This is a genomic window from Croceibacterium mercuriale (genome assembly GCF_000802385.1).
GTDB lineage: Bacteria > Pseudomonadota > Alphaproteobacteria > Sphingomonadales > Sphingomonadaceae > Croceibacterium > Croceibacterium mercuriale.
Genome location: NZ_JTDN01000001.1, coordinates 1911195 through 1931478, shown reverse-complemented (window position 1 = coordinate 1931478; position 20284 = coordinate 1911195). Strand labels below are relative to the sequence as shown.

The following is a 20284-nucleotide window of genomic DNA, read 5'->3' as shown; positions in this document are numbered from 1 at the left end:
TGGCAAGTCGCTCATTGGGGCAGGCTCCCGCTCAATAGGTCATGCAGGCGGCGTTGAGCAGTCCGACGATCAGCGCCAGGCCGCCGGCCCACAGGCCTGCGCCCATCTCGCCATCGGTGATCCGCCGCGCCAGGCCGGACTGCGTCAGGGTGGCGATGCCGAACGCGACCAGCTGGATGATCCCGCCGATTGCCGCCCACAGCATGAAATCGATCAGGCTGACCGAGTTGGCGGCGGCGGAGGCCAGCGGCAGGCTGAAGCCGATCAGCGCACCCAGATAGGCGACCGCGGCCGTCGCATTGCCGGCGCGGATCAGGCTGAGTTCCTTTTGCGGCGTCACCAGCGTGTACACCACGGCGAAGATCACCAGCATCGCCAGTCCGCTGCCGAAATAGGCGAGAAATGCGGGCAGACCCGCAACGTAACCGTACATGCACCTCTCCGTTGTCAGACCTTGCCGTCAGACCCGTTTGTCAGACCCGGCGGACATCCGCTGCGCCCAGGCCATATCCTATCATGAAGGCGATGGCTGCGCCCTGGCGCTGGCTGCCTTCGGCAAGGTCCTGCTCCAGGCTGATCAGCAGCATCTCCTCGCCCCGGCCCACCGGCCGCGCATACAGCATGCAGCGTTGATGGATCCTGCGCGGTTGCCCGCCATCCTCCACCGTTTCCACGAACTCCACCAGCGGGGCGTGTTCCGGCCCGCTGCCCCAGTAGCGGCGGAACAGGATGCCGTCCGCATCATATTCGGGCGCACCCACCAGGCCGCCGGGGCCGATCCAGCGGGCCCATTCGGCAGGCCCCGCCGGCACGACGCTGTCCCATGCGGCATACAGGCTGACGTCAGCGACCGTGTCCGGCCCGCCGCCGGGCGCGGCGATCACCTGCAGCAGGCGGTCATATTCGTCGTAATAGCGGGTCAGTTCGCTGGTGGCGTCCAGCATCGCGCTGCCCACTGCGGCGACGATGAAGGTGCCGTCGGTCGGGGGTCCCATCGCCGGCTCGCCGGACGCCAGCAGCGCCTGCAGTCCCAGCGTGTCGATCTCGATCGCGCCGCCCACCGCGCATTGCAGCGGGCCCAGTTCCCTGGGTGCGGCGTCGTCCCGCCGGCCACCGAACAGGTTGCGGATCATGCCGGCGCCACTGCCAGAAGTTCGCCGTAGCCTTGCAAGCGTCGTCTCCACAAACTGCCGGGCGCGGTGTCGCGTGTGCCCGGGACTGCGCCAGCCGGATGGTCGTGCCGGGCAGGGTGATTATGGCGGCCAACCTCCTGCCGGGCAAGGCCGGCGACAGGTCGCAGGCACTTTGCGCTCCGTCGGTGGCGTCCCTATAGAGGCGCTTCGCGGATCAACGAGCCGGAGGCATGCAGGTGAGAGCAGAGGATTGGCCAGTACCGGAAGGGGGCTGGGACGTTGCCAGCATGACCAGCCTGTTCGCATCGGACCCGGAGGAACTGGGCGATGTGGACGTGGACGTGGTGGAGGACAGCGAAGTCCTGGTGATCACGCTGAAGGAGCGGGGCGGCCTGTCCGTTCTGGCGGCGGCGAGCGGCGAACAGGTGCTGTGCAGCGTGCTGCTGGCAGAGGCCGCGTCGATCCCGCGGCGTGAGGCGTTCGAACGCACGCTGCTGTCGGTCCACAAGCTGATCCCGCTATCGACCTTCGGCATCACGGTGATCGATGGCGCGGAATGGTACGAGCTGTTCGGCGCATTGTCCTCCGCGTCCCCTGCGGCGGCGCTGGTCGAGGAGGTGGCCGTGCTGGCCGCCAACGCGATCGACGCGGCCGACTGGATCAGGGAATGGGTGGAAGCCGGCGGAGAGCCGGCCAGCATGGGAGATGCGGCATGAGTGTATGGGGCAAGCTGTTCACCGCCATGCGCGGCGGCGTGAACGAGAAGGCGGAAGCGGTGGCCGACAGCCAGGCGATGCGCATCCTGGATCAGGAACTGCGCGACGCCGATGCCGCCCTGCGCAAGGCACGCGGTGATCTGGCCGGCATGATGGCCACGGCCAAGCGGATCGAGAAGCGGATCGGGGATACCCGCGCCAAGGAGGAGCGGGACATCGCCAATGCCCGCGCCGCCATGGAAGCCGGCCGGGAAGACCTGGCCCGCGGACTGGCGGAGCGTGTGTCCACTGCGCGGACCGAACTGCACCGTGACGAGGCCGACCTTGTCAACATGCAGCAGCAGCAGGCGACGATGTTGCGCACCGTGCGCGAGACCGAGCAGCGGATCGGGGCGATGAAGCGCGAAGTGGAAAGCGTGAAGGCCACCGACTCCCTGCAGCGCGCGCAGAAATCGATCGCCAGCACCCATGCGGGCGTGAACTCCCGCATGGGCAGCGCCGTCGGCTCGCTGGAGCGGATCCGCGACAGGCAGGCGCACATGGCAGCGCGGCTGGAAGCCGGCGAGGAAATGGCCGCGCTGGAAAGCGGTGCCGATCTGGACCGGCAATTGCTGGAGGCAGGCATCGGTGGGCGTACCAGCAGCGCCGACGACATCCTGGCAGAACTGGCCGCCCCGCCGGCACAGAAGGCCCTGCCCGAACGGTAAGCACGATCGTCCCGGTGCAAGCCGGGACGACACGCCCCGACACGAGTATCAGCGCGCCAGCTTTTGCGCGTACAGCTTGCGCTCTTTCTCGAGCGCTTGCCCGACGACCTGCCGCTCACGCTCATGCCGCGTCTCGAGGTCGCGGCGTTCCCGGTCGAGCGCCCGCTGACGCTCCCGGATCTCAGCCAGTTCCTGCTGCTGGCGCTCCGTCGTTGCCGCCAATTCCCGTTCGGCCGCGTCCAGCCTGTCCCGCGAAGGTCGCGGTGCAGGCTTCGGCGCTGGCTCCGGCTTCGGCGGCGGTGCGCTTGTCCCCTTCGATGGTGAGCTCTTCCGCCCTGATGGATCCGCCGGAAGGGCGGCGATCTGCTCCTCGGCAGTCCCGCGCAGCCGCCGGATCACCTTGCCGGGATGCGCCAGCGGCTCGGCAGACAATGCGTCATCCGTGACCAGCTCGGCAACGCCGCGCGCAAACAGATCGGCATCGCTGCCCCACGCTGCCAGCGCGGCCTTCCTGCTCGGCGCGGCGACATAGGCATCATGAAAGCCGATCGGGGTCCGGAAGACGTTCAACTTCTGCTGGCGTGCCATGCCTCAACAACCGCCGACGTGGCCGACCGTGCCGCGCCCGCCAGGATCAGGCATTCGCCGGGCGGGATTGCGGAACAAGGATGCCACGATCCACCGCGTCGGACCCGGGATCGCACCGGGACGTTCGATTGTCGTTGTCCAAGGAGCAATGCGATGTTCGGCGTCATGGGAGCAACGGGGCACGTCGGCGCAGCCGTGGCGGACACGCTGCTGTCGATGGGCGAGGATGTCACCGTCATGACTCGTCAACCCGATCGCGCCGGTGCCTGGCGTGACAAGGGCGCGCGGGTCGTGGCCGCCGATGCCGAAGATCCCGCCTCGCTGGCGGCGGCCTTCAGGTCGGCGGATCGCGCCTTCCTGCTCAACCCGCCGGCGGACCCACGCGGAGATACGGACGCGGCCGAACGCCGCACCATTGCCAGCATCCTGTCCGCGCTGGACGGTTCCGGGCTGGAGAAGGTGGTCGCGGCCTCGACCTATGGTGCACAGCCGGGGGAGGGGCTTGGCGACCTGTCCACGCTGTGGCAGCTGGAGGAAGGATTGCGCGCCCGGCCGATCCCGGCCGCGATCAATCGCGGCGCCTACTACATGACCAACTGGCTCGGGTTCACCGATGCGGTCCGTCGGACCGGCATCCTGCCCAGCATGTTTCCGGCCGATGTCGAGATACCGATGGTTGCGCCGGCCGATCTGGGGCGGGCAGCGGCCGAGCGGCTGCTGCAACCGGTCCAAGACGAGGAAATCCTCTATGTCGAAGGCCCGGCCCGCTACACTCCGCGGGATGTCGCGGATGCCTTTGCGGGGGCGCTGGGGCGGGCAGTGCAGGTGGACGTCGCACCGCGCGAACAATGGCCGGCGATCTACCGGGATGCCGGCTTCTCGCCCGAAGCAGCCGCCGCTTATACCAGGATGACCGCAATCAGCCTGGACAGCGGCTTCGACAAGCCCGCCCGGCCGCTACGCGGTGCGACCGGCCTGAATGCCTTCATGGCCACAGTCGTGAGCCGCGATCCCTGAGGCGGATCAGTACGGTCCGCCCAACCCGGGTGGCGGACCGGTCTGCGACAATACTGCCCTGGCGAGTCAATCCACGGCCGGCTTCCGCATGAACTGCTCAGGCGTCAGCGCCGAGCGGGTGAAGCGGGCCGAAAGCACCGCCCCGTTGAAGTAGTCGCGGCGGTTGATCCGCGTGCCCACGGACGCGTAGCCGGGACCCTGCGGCTGGAACGCGATGTCCGCCTCCGCCTGCAGGACGCCATCGACATAGCTGCGATAGGTGCGCCCGTCATAGACCTGTGCGACATGGTGCCACTGCCCGATCGGGAAAGTCTTCTCCGGCACGATCAGCGCCTTGTTGTAGCCGGGACCGGTCGCGAAGGCATCGAGATACCAGCGGTCCCCGACCACGCGGATCTCGAACAGCATGCGCGGCCCGCTGGGCGGCACCGGGGAATATGTGCCGGCGGGCACATCGTCCGCCGCCTCCGCCAGATGCAGCCAGCGTTGCTCGAACGCGCCGCCATCCGGCCGGAAGATCGCCTCGATCGTGAACTCGCGCGCGCCGGCAAGTGGATGGGATTCGATGAACAGGGCATCGTCCTTGCCATCGAACTGCATCGCCGGCCCTGCTGCCGTTTGAATGACCTGCGGATCGCCCTCCACGCGCGTGGCGGCACCGCCGACGCGCCGCAGGTCATCGAACTGCCAGACGGTCGTTCCGGCAGCGGTCGGGGCGAGCTGCTTCGAAGGCGGAGCAACGCACCCGGCGAGCGCCAGCGCCAGCGCCGCACAAGACCAGAAAGAGCGTGTCAGCTTGTGCATGTCGATCCCATTGTTGCCACTGCCGGTCTCCGCGCCTGCAGGAAGCCTGCGCAGGAGCGGTGCACTCTGACACATCCATTCCCCGCATTCGAGTCCCCGAACGGCAAGCGCCTGCCCCGCTACATCGCCGCAAGCCTAGCCGCGACGAGCGGATGGGTGTAACCGGAGCGAACGCGTTTACGCCGGGCAGCCCGCCCGGGCGAAACCCGGATGGTGGAGCAACCGACATAGCACGCAAGCCGAATTACGACTTCGAACGCCGCGAGCGGGAGAGGAACAAGGCAGCCGAGGCTGCGAAGAAGGCCGCGGCCAAGGCGGAGAAGCGGGCGGCCGAGCAGGCAGCCCCTGAGGCCAAGGCCGAGCCCGATCCCGAGCGACCTGACGGATCGTGACCACGGCACAGCGATGACCGGTCTGTCAGATCCTGATCTGGCCGAACTCGGCTGGACGCCATTCTTCGGCGGACAGCTTGCTGCCGGACAGGACCGTGAAGGTCAGCCGGTCCGCGTCATGTCGGTCCATCGCGGACGAGTGACCGTGCAGGGCGAGGACTTTGCGGGCTCGATCCCCTCCACCGTGCCGGGGGGCGGGAGCGCCGAGGATCGGCCGACGGTGGGCGACTGGCTCCTTATGGACCGGGACACCAGCACGGTGGCCCGGATCCTCGACCGGACGAGCCTGTTCAAGCGGCCTGCCCCGGGCGATGATCGCCGGACCCAGCTGATCGCTGCCAATGTCGACACGCTCTTCATCGTCACCTCCTGCAACGAGGATTTCAACGTCGCGCGCATCGAACGCTATCTCGTGCTCGCGCGCGAGGTGGGCGTGCGTCCGGTGGTCGTGCTCACGAAGGCCGACCTGTCGACCGCGCCGGGTGATCTGGTCGATGCGGCACGCGCGCTGCAGGCGGGTCTGCGGGTGGAGCTGGTCGACGGGCGCGATCCGGCGAGCGCCGTCCGTCTGGCCGATTATTGCGGCCCCGGGCAGACCGTTGCGCTGGTGGGATCGTCGGGCGTCGGCAAGTCGACGCTGGTGAACACGCTGATCGGGTCGGACACCATCGCGACCCAGCCTGTGCGCGAGGAGGACGGCAAGGGACGCCATACGACCACCGTGCGGGAGATGCACCGCCTGGCAGGGGGTGGCTGGCTGGTGGACACACCGGGCATGCGGGAGTTGCAGATGTCGGAGGTGGCCGCCGGCGTGACCGAGGTGTTCGACGATGTCACGGATGTGGCGCTGGAATGCCGGTTCACGAACTGCACCCATATCGACCAGCCCGGATGCGCCATCCAGACCGCGATGGCGGCAGGGGAGCTCGATCCTGCCCGTGTCGAGCGGTGGCGCAAGCTGATGCAGGAAGATGTGGTGAACAGCGGGCTCGCCGTTGCCCGCCGCGCCCGCCAGGGCAAGGGCAGCAGCGGCCGGCGCTGAGCATCAGCTCTGCCGCGCGGTATCGGTCATGGCGTCGGCAAGCTCACGCGGGGAGGTGTCACGCATGCCCGGCAGCGACGTGGTCTGACGTTCGATCATGCGGTGGACCACCGGACCGGCGTCACCCACGTGCAGTGCAAGGATGTCGCGGGTGTTCTGCGCATCCTCCTGCGTGCGCCGCTGGTTGTGGCGCACGTAATCGAGCCAAGTCGCGACATGATAGCGTTCGACCCACAGGGCCTGCTCGCCAAGGTCGCGCAGCAGGGTCCAGTGCCGCGCCCCGTCACGCCGGCGGATGCGCCTGCGCTCGTGCATCACGTTGAGGAACTGCGGGATGTCGCCGGGTGCGATGCGATACTCGATCGTCACCACTACCGGCCCGCTACGTTCGTCGACCGAGACTGCGGTTTCCGGCTCCGCCCACTCCCGCAACGCCAGGTTGAGGTCGCGCGCGGCCGGTAGCGGGATCACCAGGCCAGCCAGGATCGTCAGCGCCTGCACGCCGGCCGCCATCAGCAGGGCGATCTGAACGCCCTGCGCATCGGCGATCGCGCCGAACAGCACCGCCCCGCCGGTCATGCCGCCGAACGCCGACATCTGGTACAGCGACAGCGCCCGCGCCACCACCCAGCGCGGGGCCGACAGCTGGACGGTCACGTTGAAGGTCGACAGCGCCAGGACCCAGCCGCCGCCTGCCAGCGCGAGTGCTGGCACTGTCAGCAGCATCGTCCCGCTGAGCCCGGCCACCACGCTGCCGGCGACCATCGCGCCGGCGGCGAGGCGGACGATCGTCTCCACGCTCATCCTGTCCCGCAGGCGGCGCACGATCAGCCCGCCGCCCACGGCGCCGATCCCGAACGCACCCAGCAGCACGCCATAGGTCAGCGAGTTGCCCACGATCACGTCCCGCGCGATCAGCGGCATCATCGCCGGCACCGCGCTGGCGCCGACACCGAAGACCAGCGCACGCACCAGCACGGTGCGGATGTCGGGCGACATGGCGACGTAGCGCACACCCGCCGTCATTGCGTGACCCAGCGTCTCGCGCGGCAGAACCCGCTCCGCCAGGACAGGCTTCCACCGGGTGAGCACGGCGATCAGTCCGACATAGCTGACGGCGTTGACGACAAAGGCCGCCGCGGCGCCTGCCGCCACGACGATGGCACCGCCAAGCGCCGGGCCGACGCTGCGCGCGATGTTGAAGCCCATGGAATTGAGCGCGACGGCACCCGGCAGAGCGGCCCGGGGCACCATGTCACCGACCGATGCCTGCCAGGCCGGGCCGTTCATCGCCGCGCCGCAGCCGATCAGGAAGGTGAAGCACAGCAGCAGCCAGGGCGTGATCCATCCCGCGAAGGCGACGGCCGCCAGGGTGATCGACACCAGCAGCATGAAACCCTGCGCGGCCAGCATGACGCGCCTGCGGTCGAGATTGTCCGCAACCGCGCCCGACCAGAGTGACAGCAGCAGGATGGGCAGTGCGGTGGAGGCCTGCACCAGGGCGACCATCTGGGATGACGGGGTAAGCGAGGTCATCAGCCACGATGCGCCGACCGACTGGATCAGGCCGCCGAAGTTGGACGCCATGCTCGCGATCCACACGGCGCGGAACACGGGAAAGGAGAGCGGGGAGTTCGGCGTAGGTTCGGCCATGCCCGGCAGATGCGCGTTCCGCCTGGCGATGCCAAGCCTGTAAGCCGCAACTGGCTCCCCGTAATCGGACGGGAAGCCAGCGGGCCGGATCACAGGGCGTAGCGGACGCCGAAGAAGAACTGCCGGCCGGTATGCGTATAGGCGTTCAGCCGGTTGCTGCTGTCGACATAGCTGTCATTGTACTGATCGGTCAGGTTCACCGCTTCGATGCTGATCTGGACGCGGTCGTTCAGATTGTACGATGCCTGAGCATCCACGTTGATCGTGCCCCGGACACCCTGGACATCATTGCTGTTCCCCGCCGGAACCGAGGTCAGATAGCCCGAGCGATAGGCGATCGATCCGCGGATGCTGAACTTGGTATCCTCGTAATACAGCGTCCCGTTCGCCGCATGGCGGGACAGGCCGACCAGCGTGGCATCCACGGTCGGCGCGCCCGGCGCGGTGGAGGTCAGGTATTCGATGCTGGAATCGACAAAGGTGTAGTTGGCCTGGACGCCGAAATTGGCCAGTGCGCCAGGCAGGAAGGTGAAGGGCTGCTGCACGTTCAGCTCCAGCCCCTTCAGCGGTCCGCCATCCGAATTGACCGGCTGAGTCACCTGGAAGACCTCATCCGGCGTGGCACCGGTGCCGGCCAGCAGCTCCAGCGGCAGGCCCAGCGTGTTGTAGGCGGCATCACGCCGCAGCGTTTGCACGAAGGTGTCGATGTCCTTGTAGAACAGGCCGATGGCAAAGATCGCGCCGCTTTGCGGATACCACTCCAGCGACAGGTCGAGATTGTTCGACTTGGTCGGGTTCAGGAAGGGGTTTCCGCTGGAATAGTTGCGGTTGGCGCCTTGCACGCTGACATTGCCGCCGGGCGACAGGCTGCCCAGGCCGGGTCGCGCGATGGTCTGCGCCGCGGCGAAGCGGGCAACCACCGTGGAGGAGACATCCGCCACCAGGTTCAGCGATGGCAGCACCATGTCGTAATTGCGCCCGATCGACACCTGTTCGAACCGGGTGCCGACCGCGGCGAAGGCAGTGCCGTCCTGCCGGGTGCGGAAATAGCGCAGGCCGACATTGCCGCGCAACGGCAGACCGGCTTCCACGTTGAAGTCGAGCTGGGCATAACCACCCCAGGTCTTCTCCTGCACGCTGTCATTGTTGCCGCGGGCCGAGCTGTTCTCCACCCCGAACAGCTGGAAGATGCCGGTGTTGCTGTAGATGTCGAACTGATCCGCGAACTTGTCCAGGTTGGGTGCCAGCCAGGACGACGGCACCCCGGCGGGCAGGTCCATGCCCCGGCCGAAGCCGGTGAACGTATAGGACAGGTCCGCCACCTGCTGCGGCGTCAGGGTCTGCACCAGCGTCTCGCTGGCGCGGCGCCGCTCCGTGGAATCGTAGCGGAAACGACGGTAATCCACACCGGCGCGCAGCGTCAGTTCCGGGATGATCTCGTACTCGCCAAAGACCTTGCCGGTCTCGAACCGGTTGCGCACCGTGCTGGGTCGGATGCGCACCTCGGATGTGCCGTTGAGGTGCGACCAGTTGGCGGGATCGGTGATGTCGAAGCCGTAGGTCAGCGTAGGCACGCGCCCGTTGCGGAAATCGTAGCTGAAGCCGTCACTGTCCACCCGGTCGAAGGTGACGGTGGTGGACACGGGCGAGCCGAACTTGCTGTCGGCATAGCCGGCGAGCGCGCCGATCTTCAGCCCGTTGCCGAAATCCTGGTCGATCGTGCCGGTGACCTGCAGGAACTCGGTGTTGAGCTCGTCGAAGCTTGTCTGGGTGCGCAGGTCGACATTGTCGAGCGCGGCAAAGACCAGGTTGTTGTCCTCGTCCACCTCGCCATCGCGGATGATGATGTTCGGCTTGCCGGTGCCGCCGCGGCTCAGGCCGATGGCCTGCAGCTGCGCTTCCTTGCGGGTGCCGTTCAGGCGCGAATAGAGCGCGTCCACGCCGACCACCATCTGATCGGTCACTTCGTATTGCAGCGCGCCGGTCACGCCGATGCGTTCGGATTCCACATCATAGCTGACATAGGAGGGGATCCGCGGATGGAAGATCGCCTCCGTCCCCCGCACAGCCAGGTCCGCACGGGTATAGCCCGGCAGCGTGGAGGCCGCGTTGAAGCCGCCATTGTCGCCGGCGGGTTCCCAGCGGGTGATGTTGGCGCCTTCCTCGATCAGGCGGCGCTTCTCGTATGCGGCGGAGACGAGCACACCCAGGCGCCCGTCCAGGAAGCGGTCGCTGGCCAGCAGCGACAGGCGCGGCGTAACCTTTTCCGCCAGGTCGTTGTAGCTCGCCTGAGCCGAAGCGACGAGGCGGGGACCGGTGAAGTCGAACGGTCGCGCGGTGCGCAGATCGACCGTCGCGCCGAGCGAGCCTTCCTCCACATCCGCGCTGGACGACTTGCGCACCACCAGCTCGTTGAAAAGGTCGGACGAGAAGATGTTGAAGTCGAAGCCGCGGCCGCGATTGGTGCCGCCGCTGTTGGCGGTGCCGCTGGAGGTGGTCAGCGCCTCCATGCCGTTGATGCGCACGCGGGTATATTCGGACCCGAGGCCGCGCACGGAGATGGAGCGGCCTTCGCCCTGCACGCGGGTGATCGCCACGCCGGGGATCCGCTGCAGCGATTCCGCCAGGTTCAGGTCGGGGAACTGGGCGATGTCCTCCGCCTTGATGGCGTCCACCACGCCGGAGCTGTTGCGCTTCAGGTTGATCGCGCTGGCCAGGCTCTGGCGGAAGCCGGTGACGACGATCTCCGCACCGGCACCGGGCGTGTCGGTCTGCGGCTGTGCATCGCTCGGCACCGCTGCGCTGCCGCTGGTCGGGCTTTCCTGGCCTGCGGCCGGGACAGTCGCCAGCAGCGTGCCCGCCAGCGCGCTTGCCAGCGCCGTGGACAGTGAAAGGATGCTCTTGTGGCGCCAATTGCCCGTCATGGCCAAACCTCTTCCGTGATGCGCGGCCTCTCTGGGGGCCGCTCCACCTTTTTGTTAGGCTGCGGGACGCCGCACTAACCAGCGCCAATCCGGCATTGATCAATGCACGCTGCGCACCGAACAGCGCGTCGCGAGGCGCCAAAGAGGAGCGTTCATGCCAAGGTTTGGCTTGATCATTCCGTTCTGGGACTTGGACGTGCGCGGTTACGGGCTCTAGCACCAGCAGATCAGGCACGACCGCGCATGACGGATCGGCCGCATCGGAGAGGTAGAGTTGATGGCGTCCACGGGCACACAGACACGAATCCGATACCGGATCATCGCCCTGATCTTCATCATCACGGTAATCAACTATGCCGACCGTGCGACCTTCTCCATCGCCGGGGAGCAGGCGTCGCAGGAGCTGGGCATCGGCGCGGTGCAGACCGGCTACATCCTGTCGGCATTCGCCTGGGCCTATGTGCTGGCGCAGATCCCCGGCGGGGCGCTGCTGGACCGGTTCGGGACCAAGCGGATCTATGCCGGGGCGATTGCCCTGTGGTCGCTGTTCACCGCCACGCAGGGCTTTGCCGGCTGGCTGCCGGGCGTGTCCGCCGTGACCATGCTGTTCGTGCTGCGCTTCATGGTGGGCGCGGCGGAGGCACCGTCATTCCCCGGCAATGCCCGGCTGGTCGCCGCCTGGTTCCCGGGTCCCGAGCGCGGCACCGCGTCGGCCATCTTCAACTCCGCGCAATATTTCAGCCTGGTGGTGTTCGCGCCGCTGATGGGCTGGCTGGCGCATGATTTCGGCTGGCGGTCGGTGTTCTTCGTCATGGGCGCACTCGGCCTGCTGGCCGCGCTGGCCTTTGCGCGGCTGATCCACTCGCCCGTGCGCCACCCGTCCATCAATGCGGCGGAGCTGGCCCATATCGAGGCGGGCGGCGGGCTGATCCGGATGGAGGATGCCCCGGCCGGATCGCGCGTGGCGACCTTCACCCGCAGGAACGTGGCGCAGCTGCTGTCCAACCGCATGATGCTGGGCATCTATCTGGGCCAGTATTCGATCAACGTGCTGACCTACTTCTTCGTCACCTGGTTCCCGATCTACCTGGTGCGCGATCGCGGCATGAGCATCCTGGAGGCCGGCTTCTCCGCCGCGGTGCCGGCGCTGTGCGGCTTCGTCGGCGGGGTCGCGGGCGGCTGGTTCTCCGACCGGCTGCTGCAGCGCACGGGATCCATCACCCTGGCGCGCAAGGCACCGCTGGTGGCGGGCATGCTGCTGGCCACGCTGATCATCGGCTGCGTCTATGCCGAGGAGGAGTGGCTGGTCATCACGCTGCTGTCGCTGGCCTTCTTCGGCAAGGGCGTGGCGTCGCTGGGCTGGGCGGTGATGTCCGACGTGGCCCCGCGCCAGCTGGCCGGGCTCGCGGGCGGCGTGTTCAACATGTTCGGCAATATCGCCGGCATCGTCACCCCCATCGTTATCGGCTACATCGTCGCGGCCACCGGATCGTTCGATGGCGCGCTGATCTTCGTGGGGGCGCACTGCCTGTTGACGATCTTCGCCTTCCTGGTGATCGTCGGCCCGATCCGCCGCCTGGAGCTTGCCTGATGCAGACCACCCGCCGCACGCTGCTGGGCACCGGCGCCGCCGCCCTGGCGCTCTCGGCCACGCCCATCCGCGCCGCGCGGCCGGAACTGCGGATCGACACGCCGATGGCGCCGCCGGACTGGGCCGTGCTGCAGCGGCGGCTGCTGGCGGACAATGCCCGTGCCTGCGCCGATTATTACCGCACCTACGTCGACGAGCGGGACTGGCTGAAGGTGTTCGTCCGCTGGGGTGCCAATGACGGGCCGGACGATGCGGCGGAGGCGACCAATGACTGGCTGCTGCTGCACGCGCTGGGTGGAGACGAGCAGATCCTGCATCTTTCGCAGCGGTTCTGGGAGGGGCATCTGCGCCAGTATGCCGCCGCCCGCACGGTGGAGACACCGGCGGCGCGCGAGGGCATGTACCATCGCGAGTTCACCACCCAGATCGACTGGCAGCATCATTCCGAAGGGCTGTCCTCCTTCAACCTGATGGGCCTGTCCGCGCCCGCCGACCGGCGGCTGCAACAGCGCACCCGGCGCTTTGCCGATTTCTACACCGGCGCCGATCCGGCCGTGCGGAACTACGATCCCCGCCATCGCGTGATCCGCAGCATGATGAATGGCAGCCGTGGGCCGATGATGCGGCCGGCGACTGCGCTCGACTGGGCGGGCGACCCGTTCGACACCACGAAATTCCACCTGGAGCATGGCGAGGGCAGCTACCAGGAGACGCTGGATCATTACCGCGAATATACCGACGTGGTCGGCGACAGTCCGCTGAACCTGCAGGCAACCACGCTGGGGCTGAACGCCTTCGCGCTGGGCGGTGGCGACCGGTTCCGGGAGTGGGCGCTGGACTATCTGGGCGCCTGGGTGGACCGGGCGCGGGCCAATGGCGATATCCTGCCCAGCAATGTGGGCCCCGATGGCGTGATCGGTTCCAGCGCGGGTGGCTGGTGGGGCGGGGTGTACGGCTGGGGTTTCTCCCCCGTCGTGCCGCAGACCGGCGTGCGGGAGGACCGCAACCGAGTGCCCCGGTCGATCACTGCCTTCATGAACGGCACGCTGCTGAGCGGCGACGCCGCCTTCATCGACCTGTGGCGGCGGCAGGTGGCGAAGCTGAACGATCTGGGCCGGGTGGTCGATGGCGAGTTTTCCACTCCCACCATGCACGGGGCGGATGGCTGGTACGGCTGGCGCCCTGGCCCCAATCGCCAGAATGCCGGCGAGATCTGGTACGTTACCCAGCGGGCAGATGACCGCGAGACGGCCGGAGCGGAGCCGTGGCTGGAATATCTCGATGGCCGCAATCCGGGGTATCCGCTGGAGGTGCTGAATGCCGATCTGGCGCGTGTCGCCGAACGTGACGCCCGCCGGCTGGCCGACGATACCAGTCCCGAAACCCGGCTGGCCGACTGGCCGCTCGACAAGAATCCGGCCAGCGTGAAGAGCCTGGTGCAGCTGATGACCGGCGGGCTGCACATCGCGCGCCCGTCATGGTCGCGCCAGTCGCCGGCACAGGGCGGCGTCGTGCTGCATTGCCGGCTGCGCTATTTCGATCCGGCCGGACGGCGCGCGGGCCTGCCCGCGGAATGTGCGGCGCTGGTCCATGCGATGCGCGATGATGCGGTGGAGGTGATACTGGTCAATCTGGGCACGCAGCCACGCTCGGTCGTGGTGCAGGGCGGGGCCTATGCCGAACACCGGCTGCAGGCCGTCACTGTCGACGGTACGCAACTGGCGGGCGGCGGGCGGGACGTGACGGTGCAGATTGCGCCCGGCTGCGGGGCCCGGCTGACCATCGCGATGCAGCGCTATGCCGACCGGCCGACCCTGTCCTTCCCGTGGGACCGGACCTAGCCGCCCGGCTTGATGTACGGCGCCACGGCGAACAGCAGCCGTTCCTCCCGGCGCGGATCGTTCTCTATCCGGCAGGTCGTGTCGAAGATCATCGTCCCGCGGCGCGCCAGATCGTAGGTCGGCCAGGTGGGCAGGGCGGGCGTGGCAGGATCGCCGGTGCGGGCAAAGGCGATGAAGCTGTCGGCCATGCGCCCCGCCAGCGCCCGCGCATCCGGCCCGTCGCCCGTCTGCCGGCCGGCAGACGCGGTGTTGTCGAACACCAGCGGGATATCCAGCGTGTGGTAGGCGCCCAGCACGCCGCCTGCCTCCGGCGAGGGCCAGTCCAGCTGGTACATCCAGGTCGGCGCACCGATGCGCGCGCGTGCCTCCGCCTGCATCAGGTGGCCGGGCCAGGATCGGCCGGCCGTACTGGCCGCCAGCAGGATCTGCCCGGGCGTGCGGTCGGGGTAGAAGGCGCGGTACCGGGCGATGACGTGATCGGGGGCGAGGTCCTTGACCATCTGGCCCATCAGCCGGTCGGGCAGGTTCTCCCACGTGGTGTCGCCGGCCAGCAGCGGCCCGCGCAGCCAGGCGCCGGTTTCGTCATGCGTGTTGCCCACGATCAGCGGAATGTGCGTCGCCTCCATCGGAGCGTCGGGCACGAAGGGGTGGCGCGGCAGCACGCCATGGTCCAGCGTGGAGACGAAGTTGATCTCCCCCTTGCCCTCCAGCGGATCGGTCGCTGCCATGGCCTCCACCAGCCGCCCGACCGGCACGGCCGCAAGTTCCGCATAATCGCTGACACCGGCCGCCGCCATGAAGGCGCGGGCGCGCCGGGTGGCGTTGTTGGGGCCGGCGGCGGTGACGTGCTGCCCGCTCATCGTGGCGACCCGGTGGATCAGCGGACGCGCCTCCGGCATGGCCATCAGCGTGATCGCCTTGCCACCGCCGCCTGACTGGCCGAACAGCATGACGCAATCCGGATCGCCGCCGAAGCCGGCGATGTTTGCCTTCACCCATTGCAGCGCCAGGACGATGTCCAGATTGCCGACATTGCCCGATTCTGCTGGCCCGCCCAGCTGCGCCAGGTAGCAGTAGCCCAAGCCCGCCAGCCGGTGGTTCAGGGTCACCACCACCACATCGCCCCGGCGCACGAGATTGCGGCCGTCGTACAGCGGGTCGGAACCCGAGCCATGGGCATGGGCGCCGCCATGCAGATAGACCATCACGGGCCGCCGTCTGCCATCCAGCGCCGGCGTCCACACGTTGAGGAACAGGCAGTCCTCCGATGTGGGCTCCGCCGCGCGGGTCTGCGGGGTAGCGGCGCCATAGTGGCGGGCGTCCGCAACATTGCTCCACGAAGCGGGCGGCACCGCCCGGCGGAACCGCGTCGCCGCGGTATCTGCGCCGTAGCGTACGCCGCGGAACACCAGCACGCCATCCTCGCGCAGGCCGCGGACACGGCCATGCACCGTGGGCGCCACCGGATCGCCACCGGAGGTGATACCTCGCTGCGCCAGCACCAGCGGAGCCGCAGCCAGCAGCCCGATCGCAGCGCGCCGGCGCATCAGCCGGCCACGCCCTCGCACAGGCGCCGCATCGGCTCCAGTGCCGGATTGGCATTGTCGCGCCGCCAGGCCATGTGCAGCTCGACCGGCTTTTCGGGCGTCGTCGCCAGGCGGCGGAACTGCACGTCCAGCATGTGCAGGCCAGCGGCCGATTCCGGCACGATCGCGGCCGCCAGCCCGGCATGGACCAGACCCAGCATGGAATGGATCTGGGTCACGTGCTGCACATAGTCCGGCATCACGCCGGCACCATCGAACAGCTGCAGCAGCATGTTGTGGAAGTAGCCGGCGCCCTGCCGGGAATACATGATCAGCGGTCGTCCGTCGAAATCGGCGGGGGCCAGGGTCGCCTGCCCCAGTCGCGCGTCGCCGGCGGGCAGCGCGGCGACCAGCGGTTCGTTGAGCACGCAGGTCGTCTCGAACTCCTGCCGGTCGACCGGCGGGCGGACGAAGCCGACATCGATCAGCCCGATCAGCAGGGCATCCACCTGATCGCCGGAGACCATCTCGCGCAGGTCCAGCTCCACATTGGGCAGCGATGCCCGCGCCTGCGCCACGATCTTGGGCACCAGATGATAGCCCGAGACGGCGGTGAAGCCGATCGATACCCGGCCCGCATCACCGCGGGCCACGCGCCGGGCCGACAAAGCGGCGCTTTCCGCCAGCCGCACGATGCGCCGCGCCTCGATCAGGAACACCTGGCCCGACGGCGTCAGGCTGACGGTGCGGCTGGTGCGTTCCAGCAGCGTGACGTTCAGGATCCGCTCGAGCAGCTGGATCTGCCGGCTGAGCGGGGACTGCGTCATGTTCAGCCGCTGCGCCGCGCGGCCGAAATGCAGTTCTTCCGCGGCGGCCACGAAACAGCGAAGCTGGCTGAGCTCGAACATCAGCCGACGCTAGGTTCACACCCGCGCCCCGGCAACGCCCTTGTCGTGCAGGGAGCTGCCTGTCGGGCGGCGGGAGGGGTCATCCGGCGGTCGCCATTACCGACGCGGTCGCCCGCTCCACCAGCGCCTGCAGTTCGGCGTGCTCTGCCTCGTCCAGATCGGTCAGCGGGGAGCGGACCGGGCCGGCATCGCGGCCGACCACGCGCATGCCCGCCTTCACGATCGACACGGCATAGCCGCGCCCGCGGTTGCGCAGGGTGATGTACGGCAGCACGAAATCGCGCAGCTGCTTCAGCACCTCCGCCCGGTCGTCCGCCCGGACCGAGCGGTAGAAGTGCAGCGCCCATTCCGGCATGAAGTTGAAGATGGCGGACGAATAGGTCGTCACGCCCATGGTCAGATACGGGGTGGCGAAGGTTTCTGCCGTCGGCAGCCCGCCGATATAGGTCAGCCGCTCGCCCATACGGGCATAGATGCGGGTCATCAGCTCGATATCACCGACGCCATCCTTGAAACCGACCAGATTGGGATTGGCATCGCACAGGCGGGCCAGTGTCTCGTCATCCACGATGGCGTTGTCGCGGTTGTAGACGATCACGCCCAGTCCGGTCGCCTTGCACACGGCATCGACGTGGCGAAACAGCCCCTCTTGCGATGCGCTCATCAGGTATGGCGGCAGCAGCAGCAGGCCATCGGCGCCGACCGCCTCGGCATCGCGCGCGATGCCGGTGGCGATGGCGGTGCCGTAGCCGCAGCCCGAGATCACCGGGATACGCCCGCCGGTTTCAGCGACGGCAGCCGCGACGACGTCGCGCACCTCGGCCGGGGTCAGCGAGAAGAACTCGCCCGTGCCGCCGGCGGCGAACAGGCCGGCCAGCTCATGCTCCAGCATCCAGGCGCAATGGGCGCGGTAAGGCCCTTCCAGGAATGCGCCATCAGCATCGAAATGGGTGACCGGGAAGGACAGCAGCCCGCCGCCGATGCGGCTGGCAATGTCGGTGTGGCTCAGATTCGGCATTGCAGCGGCTCTCCCATGATGCTGCCGGCCGGTATTCGTGCACACGGCAGCTACCCGTCGGCTATGCCGCGTCGCGCCCCGGCGCGTCCAAACCAAAGGCCGCGTCGGACGATGCAGAACTTGGCTTGATCGACCGGCGGCTGACTGCAAGCCACGCAACGGCGGGACCGATGTCTGCTGCCGAACGACGCTGCAGCCCGGCGGGTCTGGGTCTGCTCAGAAGATCCCCAGGAACTTCTTGCGGGGTGCGCGTTCGGTGGTGCCTTCATCGCCCTCGCCGACATCGTCACGACGCTCGCCATCGCGGGTGCGCTGCGCCTTGGCAGTGGCCCCGGCCAGGATCGGCCCGCACGCCGCCCCTTGCGCATCGCCAACATCGACAAAGGCCAGCAATGCCGCCGGTGGCGCGGCCAGCACTGCCAGCCCCAGGCCTACGCCCGCGCGGCCAAGAAGCTCCGGAGTTACCACCGTCAGCGCGGGCTCGGAGAAATAGCCGCCGATGCCCACTGGCGACTGGCCGGAGAACAGGCTGAACTTCTTGGCGTCGGCCCGGAAGGCCAGATCGATCTGCTCGCTACCGAAACTGAACCCGCCACGGCCGGTGATCACGTTCTTGCGGGTATCGATCAGGATCGGATCGGCTGCGGCGACGCCCCGGCGGACAGTGAAGGCGACCAGACCGCAATTGATGTTCACCGGATCCTGCAGCCGCTCCTCGAACATCTTCTGGACAAACGTTCCCAGATCAAGCTCGGACAGCTGGACATTGCGGGTCGTCAGATTGCCTTGCGGAATGACGAAGGCGATCCGCCCGCGGGAGGTCGCCAGCGAGTCATGCAGGGTGTCGCCATCGCCCTCCAGCTGCAGGCGGCCCCTGACGGTACCGCTGGTCCCCGCCTCCGCGACGCCGAAGCCGCCCAGCAGCTGCGCCATCGGCGTGGCACCCAGCCGGAAGTCGTAGGTAACGCGCGCAGGTCGCCTGCGCCAGTCGAAGCTCACATCCGACGTTACCGTGCCGCGCGCCATGGTGAACTGGAAGGGTGACAGGTTCAGCAGCCCATCGTCCAGCGCGACGGTGATTGCCACGTCGGTGACCGGCACGCTGTCCGATCGCAGTCGCGCAACCTTGTAACGGACATCGGCGTCGAACGCGCGCAGGCCTTCGGCCCGGAGCGTCGCGTCCGGCAACAGGCGCGCAGGTGCCGCACCGGTGGCCCTGGCTGCCGCGGCCACGCCGCGGCTGGCGACCAGATCGGGGTTGTAGCCGATGAAGGGCGCAACATCGACAATGTCGAGCACCTTGGTGGCGAGATCGGCATCGATATGGACGCGCTCCCCGCCATTATCGATGGTGAACGCCCCGGCGATGTCGCTGTCGCCGAAGCTGCCGGTCAGATCGCCGAAGCGGTACTGACTGTCCCGCTTCACCAGTGTCGTCTTGAGCTGGTAGGCACGGGTGCGCGGCACCACGATCCCCAGGATGCCGAGCAGTTCGGCCACGTTCCGCCCGCTTGCGGTCATCGCCAGCGGCACGCCCTCTATATCGGCAAGGCTGGGCAGCGTGCCGGACATCCTGATGCGGTTGTTGGCGGCAACCGCATCCAGGACAAGCCGGTTGCGGCCGCGTGCCACGGTCTCGTTCGGGGTCAGCAATGCGCCGCGCAGCGTGAACGGAGTCTGCCGGATCTGGCCATCGCCGGTGAAGCGCACCGCCTCGCCGATGCGGGCGTCCCGGGAACTGATAGACGAGAAATCGAGATCGGCGAGCAAGGCCAGACGCGGATCGCGGTAGCGCACCGCCGTCGACACCAGCTTCGTCCGTTCGATGATCGGCAGCTCGAACGGCTTGCCCTTGCCATCGCTGGAGAAGGTCCAGCTGTTGGTGGTGTGCGCATCGTTCCATTCCAGGTCGAGCGACGCGTCATCCAGGTCGAGCCAGCGAAGGCGCCGGCGGCCGAACAGCAGGGACAGCGGTGCGATCCGTGTGTCGATGCGACGGGCGCTGAACAGGTGCCGTTGTGTGGTCCAGCCAGGATTTCCGGCCGTCAGCCCTTCGGCGAACAGCTTGATGTCGAAAGGTGCGAAGTAGAGCTGGAAGTCACCGCGCACCTTGACCGGCCGGTCGATCAGGCTGGTCACGGTCCGCTCGAACGGGCCCTTCAGGAACCGTCCCTTCGTGATGAACAGCACCAGCCAGATCGTGGCGATGACGACAACCACGCCGATTGCGACATTGCGGGCGATCCGCAACGCCTTGCGACGCCGGGTGTCAGCGTCGCCGGCCGCGTCGGCGGGCGGCCCCATGACCTCTACCGGTTGTGCCCCGTCATCGTCGCTCACGCCGTGCACCCATCATGAAGCTGCATCCAGTCCGGGTCGATACATCGCACGACCTTGCCGTAGCATGGCCGTAACTCGCGGCGG

16 protein-coding genes are annotated in these 20284 nt (G+C 68.0%); 6 read left to right on the top strand and 10 right to left on the bottom strand.

Features of this window, described 5'->3' with window-relative positions:
• Positions 1-31: 31 nt before the first annotated feature.
• Positions 32-433, bottom strand: a complete 402-nt coding sequence (locus tag PK98_RS09060; protein ID WP_039095892.1) for a DUF350 domain-containing protein — start codon at positions 431-433, stop codon at positions 32-34.
• 40 nt (positions 434-473) lie between these two features.
• Complete coding sequence (locus tag PK98_RS09055) at positions 474-1133, bottom strand: DUF2491 family protein (protein WP_039095891.1); 660 nt, start codon at positions 1131-1133, stop codon at positions 474-476.
• A 230-nt stretch (positions 1134-1363) separates the two neighbouring features.
• Between PK98_RS09055 and PK98_RS09050 the strand changes: the two genes are divergently transcribed.
• Both PK98_RS09050 and PK98_RS09045 read left to right on the top strand, forming a co-directional pair.
• A complete protein-coding gene (locus PK98_RS09050; RefSeq protein ID WP_052208250.1) occupies positions 1364-1849 on the top strand; it encodes a DUF2170 family protein in 486 nt (161 codons plus the stop codon).
• On the top strand, positions 1846-2556 hold the full coding sequence (locus PK98_RS09045) for a PspA/IM30 family protein (RefSeq protein WP_039095887.1): 711 nt from the start codon (positions 1846-1848) through the stop codon (positions 2554-2556). The genes PK98_RS09050 and PK98_RS09045 overlap by 4 nt, the downstream gene beginning before the upstream one ends.
• A gap of 48 nt (positions 2557-2604) precedes the next feature.
• On the opposite strand, the gene PK98_RS09040 is transcribed toward PK98_RS09045, so the two are convergent.
• A complete protein-coding gene (locus PK98_RS09040) occupies positions 2605-3144 on the bottom strand; it encodes a hypothetical protein (RefSeq protein WP_039095885.1) in 540 nt (179 codons plus the stop codon).
• A 153-nt stretch (positions 3145-3297) separates the two neighbouring features.
• On the opposite strand from PK98_RS09040, the gene PK98_RS09035 reads away from it, so the two are divergent.
• A complete protein-coding gene (locus tag PK98_RS09035) occupies positions 3298-4161 on the top strand; it encodes an NmrA family NAD(P)-binding protein (RefSeq protein WP_039095883.1) in 864 nt (287 codons plus the stop codon).
• 66 nt (positions 4162-4227) lie between these two features.
• Here PK98_RS09035 and PK98_RS09030 read toward each other — a convergent pair whose 3' ends face one another.
• Positions 4228-4965 (bottom strand): LamG domain-containing protein, encoded by a 738-nt coding sequence (locus PK98_RS09030; RefSeq protein WP_052208452.1) that lies wholly within the window; start codon positions 4963-4965, stop codon positions 4228-4230.
• 405 nt (positions 4966-5370) lie between these two features.
• On the opposite strand from PK98_RS09030, the gene rsgA reads away from it, so the two are divergent.
• Positions 5371-6399, top strand: a complete 1029-nt coding sequence (gene rsgA / locus PK98_RS09025) for a ribosome small subunit-dependent GTPase A (RefSeq protein WP_235425440.1) — start codon at positions 5371-5373, stop codon at positions 6397-6399.
• 3 nt (positions 6400-6402) lie between these two features.
• Here the strand turns inward: rsgA and PK98_RS09020 are convergent, their stop codons facing one another.
• Both PK98_RS09020 and PK98_RS09015 read right to left on the bottom strand, forming a co-directional pair.
• Complete coding sequence (locus PK98_RS09020) at positions 6403-8052, bottom strand: MFS transporter (RefSeq protein WP_039095882.1); 1650 nt, start codon at positions 8050-8052, stop codon at positions 6403-6405.
• A gap of 89 nt (positions 8053-8141) precedes the next feature.
• Positions 8142-10976 (bottom strand): TonB-dependent receptor, encoded by a 2835-nt coding sequence (locus PK98_RS09015; protein ID WP_039095880.1) that lies wholly within the window; start codon positions 10974-10976, stop codon positions 8142-8144.
• 277 nt (positions 10977-11253) lie between these two features.
• Between PK98_RS09015 and PK98_RS09010 the strand changes: the two genes are divergently transcribed.
• Together PK98_RS09010 and PK98_RS09005 are read left to right on the top strand one after the other, a co-directional pair.
• Complete coding sequence (locus PK98_RS09010; RefSeq protein WP_039095878.1) at positions 11254-12567, top strand: MFS transporter; 1314 nt, start codon at positions 11254-11256, stop codon at positions 12565-12567.
• Complete coding sequence (locus tag PK98_RS09005) at positions 12567-14408, top strand: hypothetical protein (protein WP_039095876.1); 1842 nt, start codon at positions 12567-12569, stop codon at positions 14406-14408. Before PK98_RS09010 ends, PK98_RS09005 begins: the two co-directional genes overlap by 1 nt.
• On the opposite strand, the gene PK98_RS09000 is transcribed toward PK98_RS09005, so the two are convergent.
• The 4 genes from PK98_RS09000 to PK98_RS08985 form a co-directional block, all read right to left on the bottom strand.
• Complete coding sequence (locus PK98_RS09000; protein WP_039095874.1) at positions 14405-15955, bottom strand: carboxylesterase/lipase family protein; 1551 nt, start codon at positions 15953-15955, stop codon at positions 14405-14407. The genes PK98_RS09005 and PK98_RS09000 overlap by 4 nt on opposite strands.
• A complete protein-coding gene (locus tag PK98_RS08995; protein ID WP_039095871.1) occupies positions 15955-16842 on the bottom strand; it encodes a LysR substrate-binding domain-containing protein in 888 nt (295 codons plus the stop codon). Before PK98_RS08995 ends, PK98_RS09000 begins: the two co-directional genes overlap by 1 nt.
• Positions 16843-16921: 79 nt before the next feature.
• Positions 16922-17860 carry a 5-dehydro-4-deoxyglucarate dehydratase gene (gene kdgD, locus PK98_RS08990; protein WP_039095870.1) on the bottom strand — a complete coding sequence of 313 codons (939 nt, stop codon included), beginning with the start codon at positions 17858-17860 and terminating at the stop codon, positions 16922-16924.
• A 216-nt stretch (positions 17861-18076) separates the two neighbouring features.
• Positions 18077-20164, bottom strand: coding sequence for an AsmA family protein (locus PK98_RS08985; protein ID WP_039095868.1), 2088 nt, complete (start codon positions 20162-20164; stop codon positions 18077-18079).
• Positions 20165-20284 lie beyond the last annotated feature (120 nt).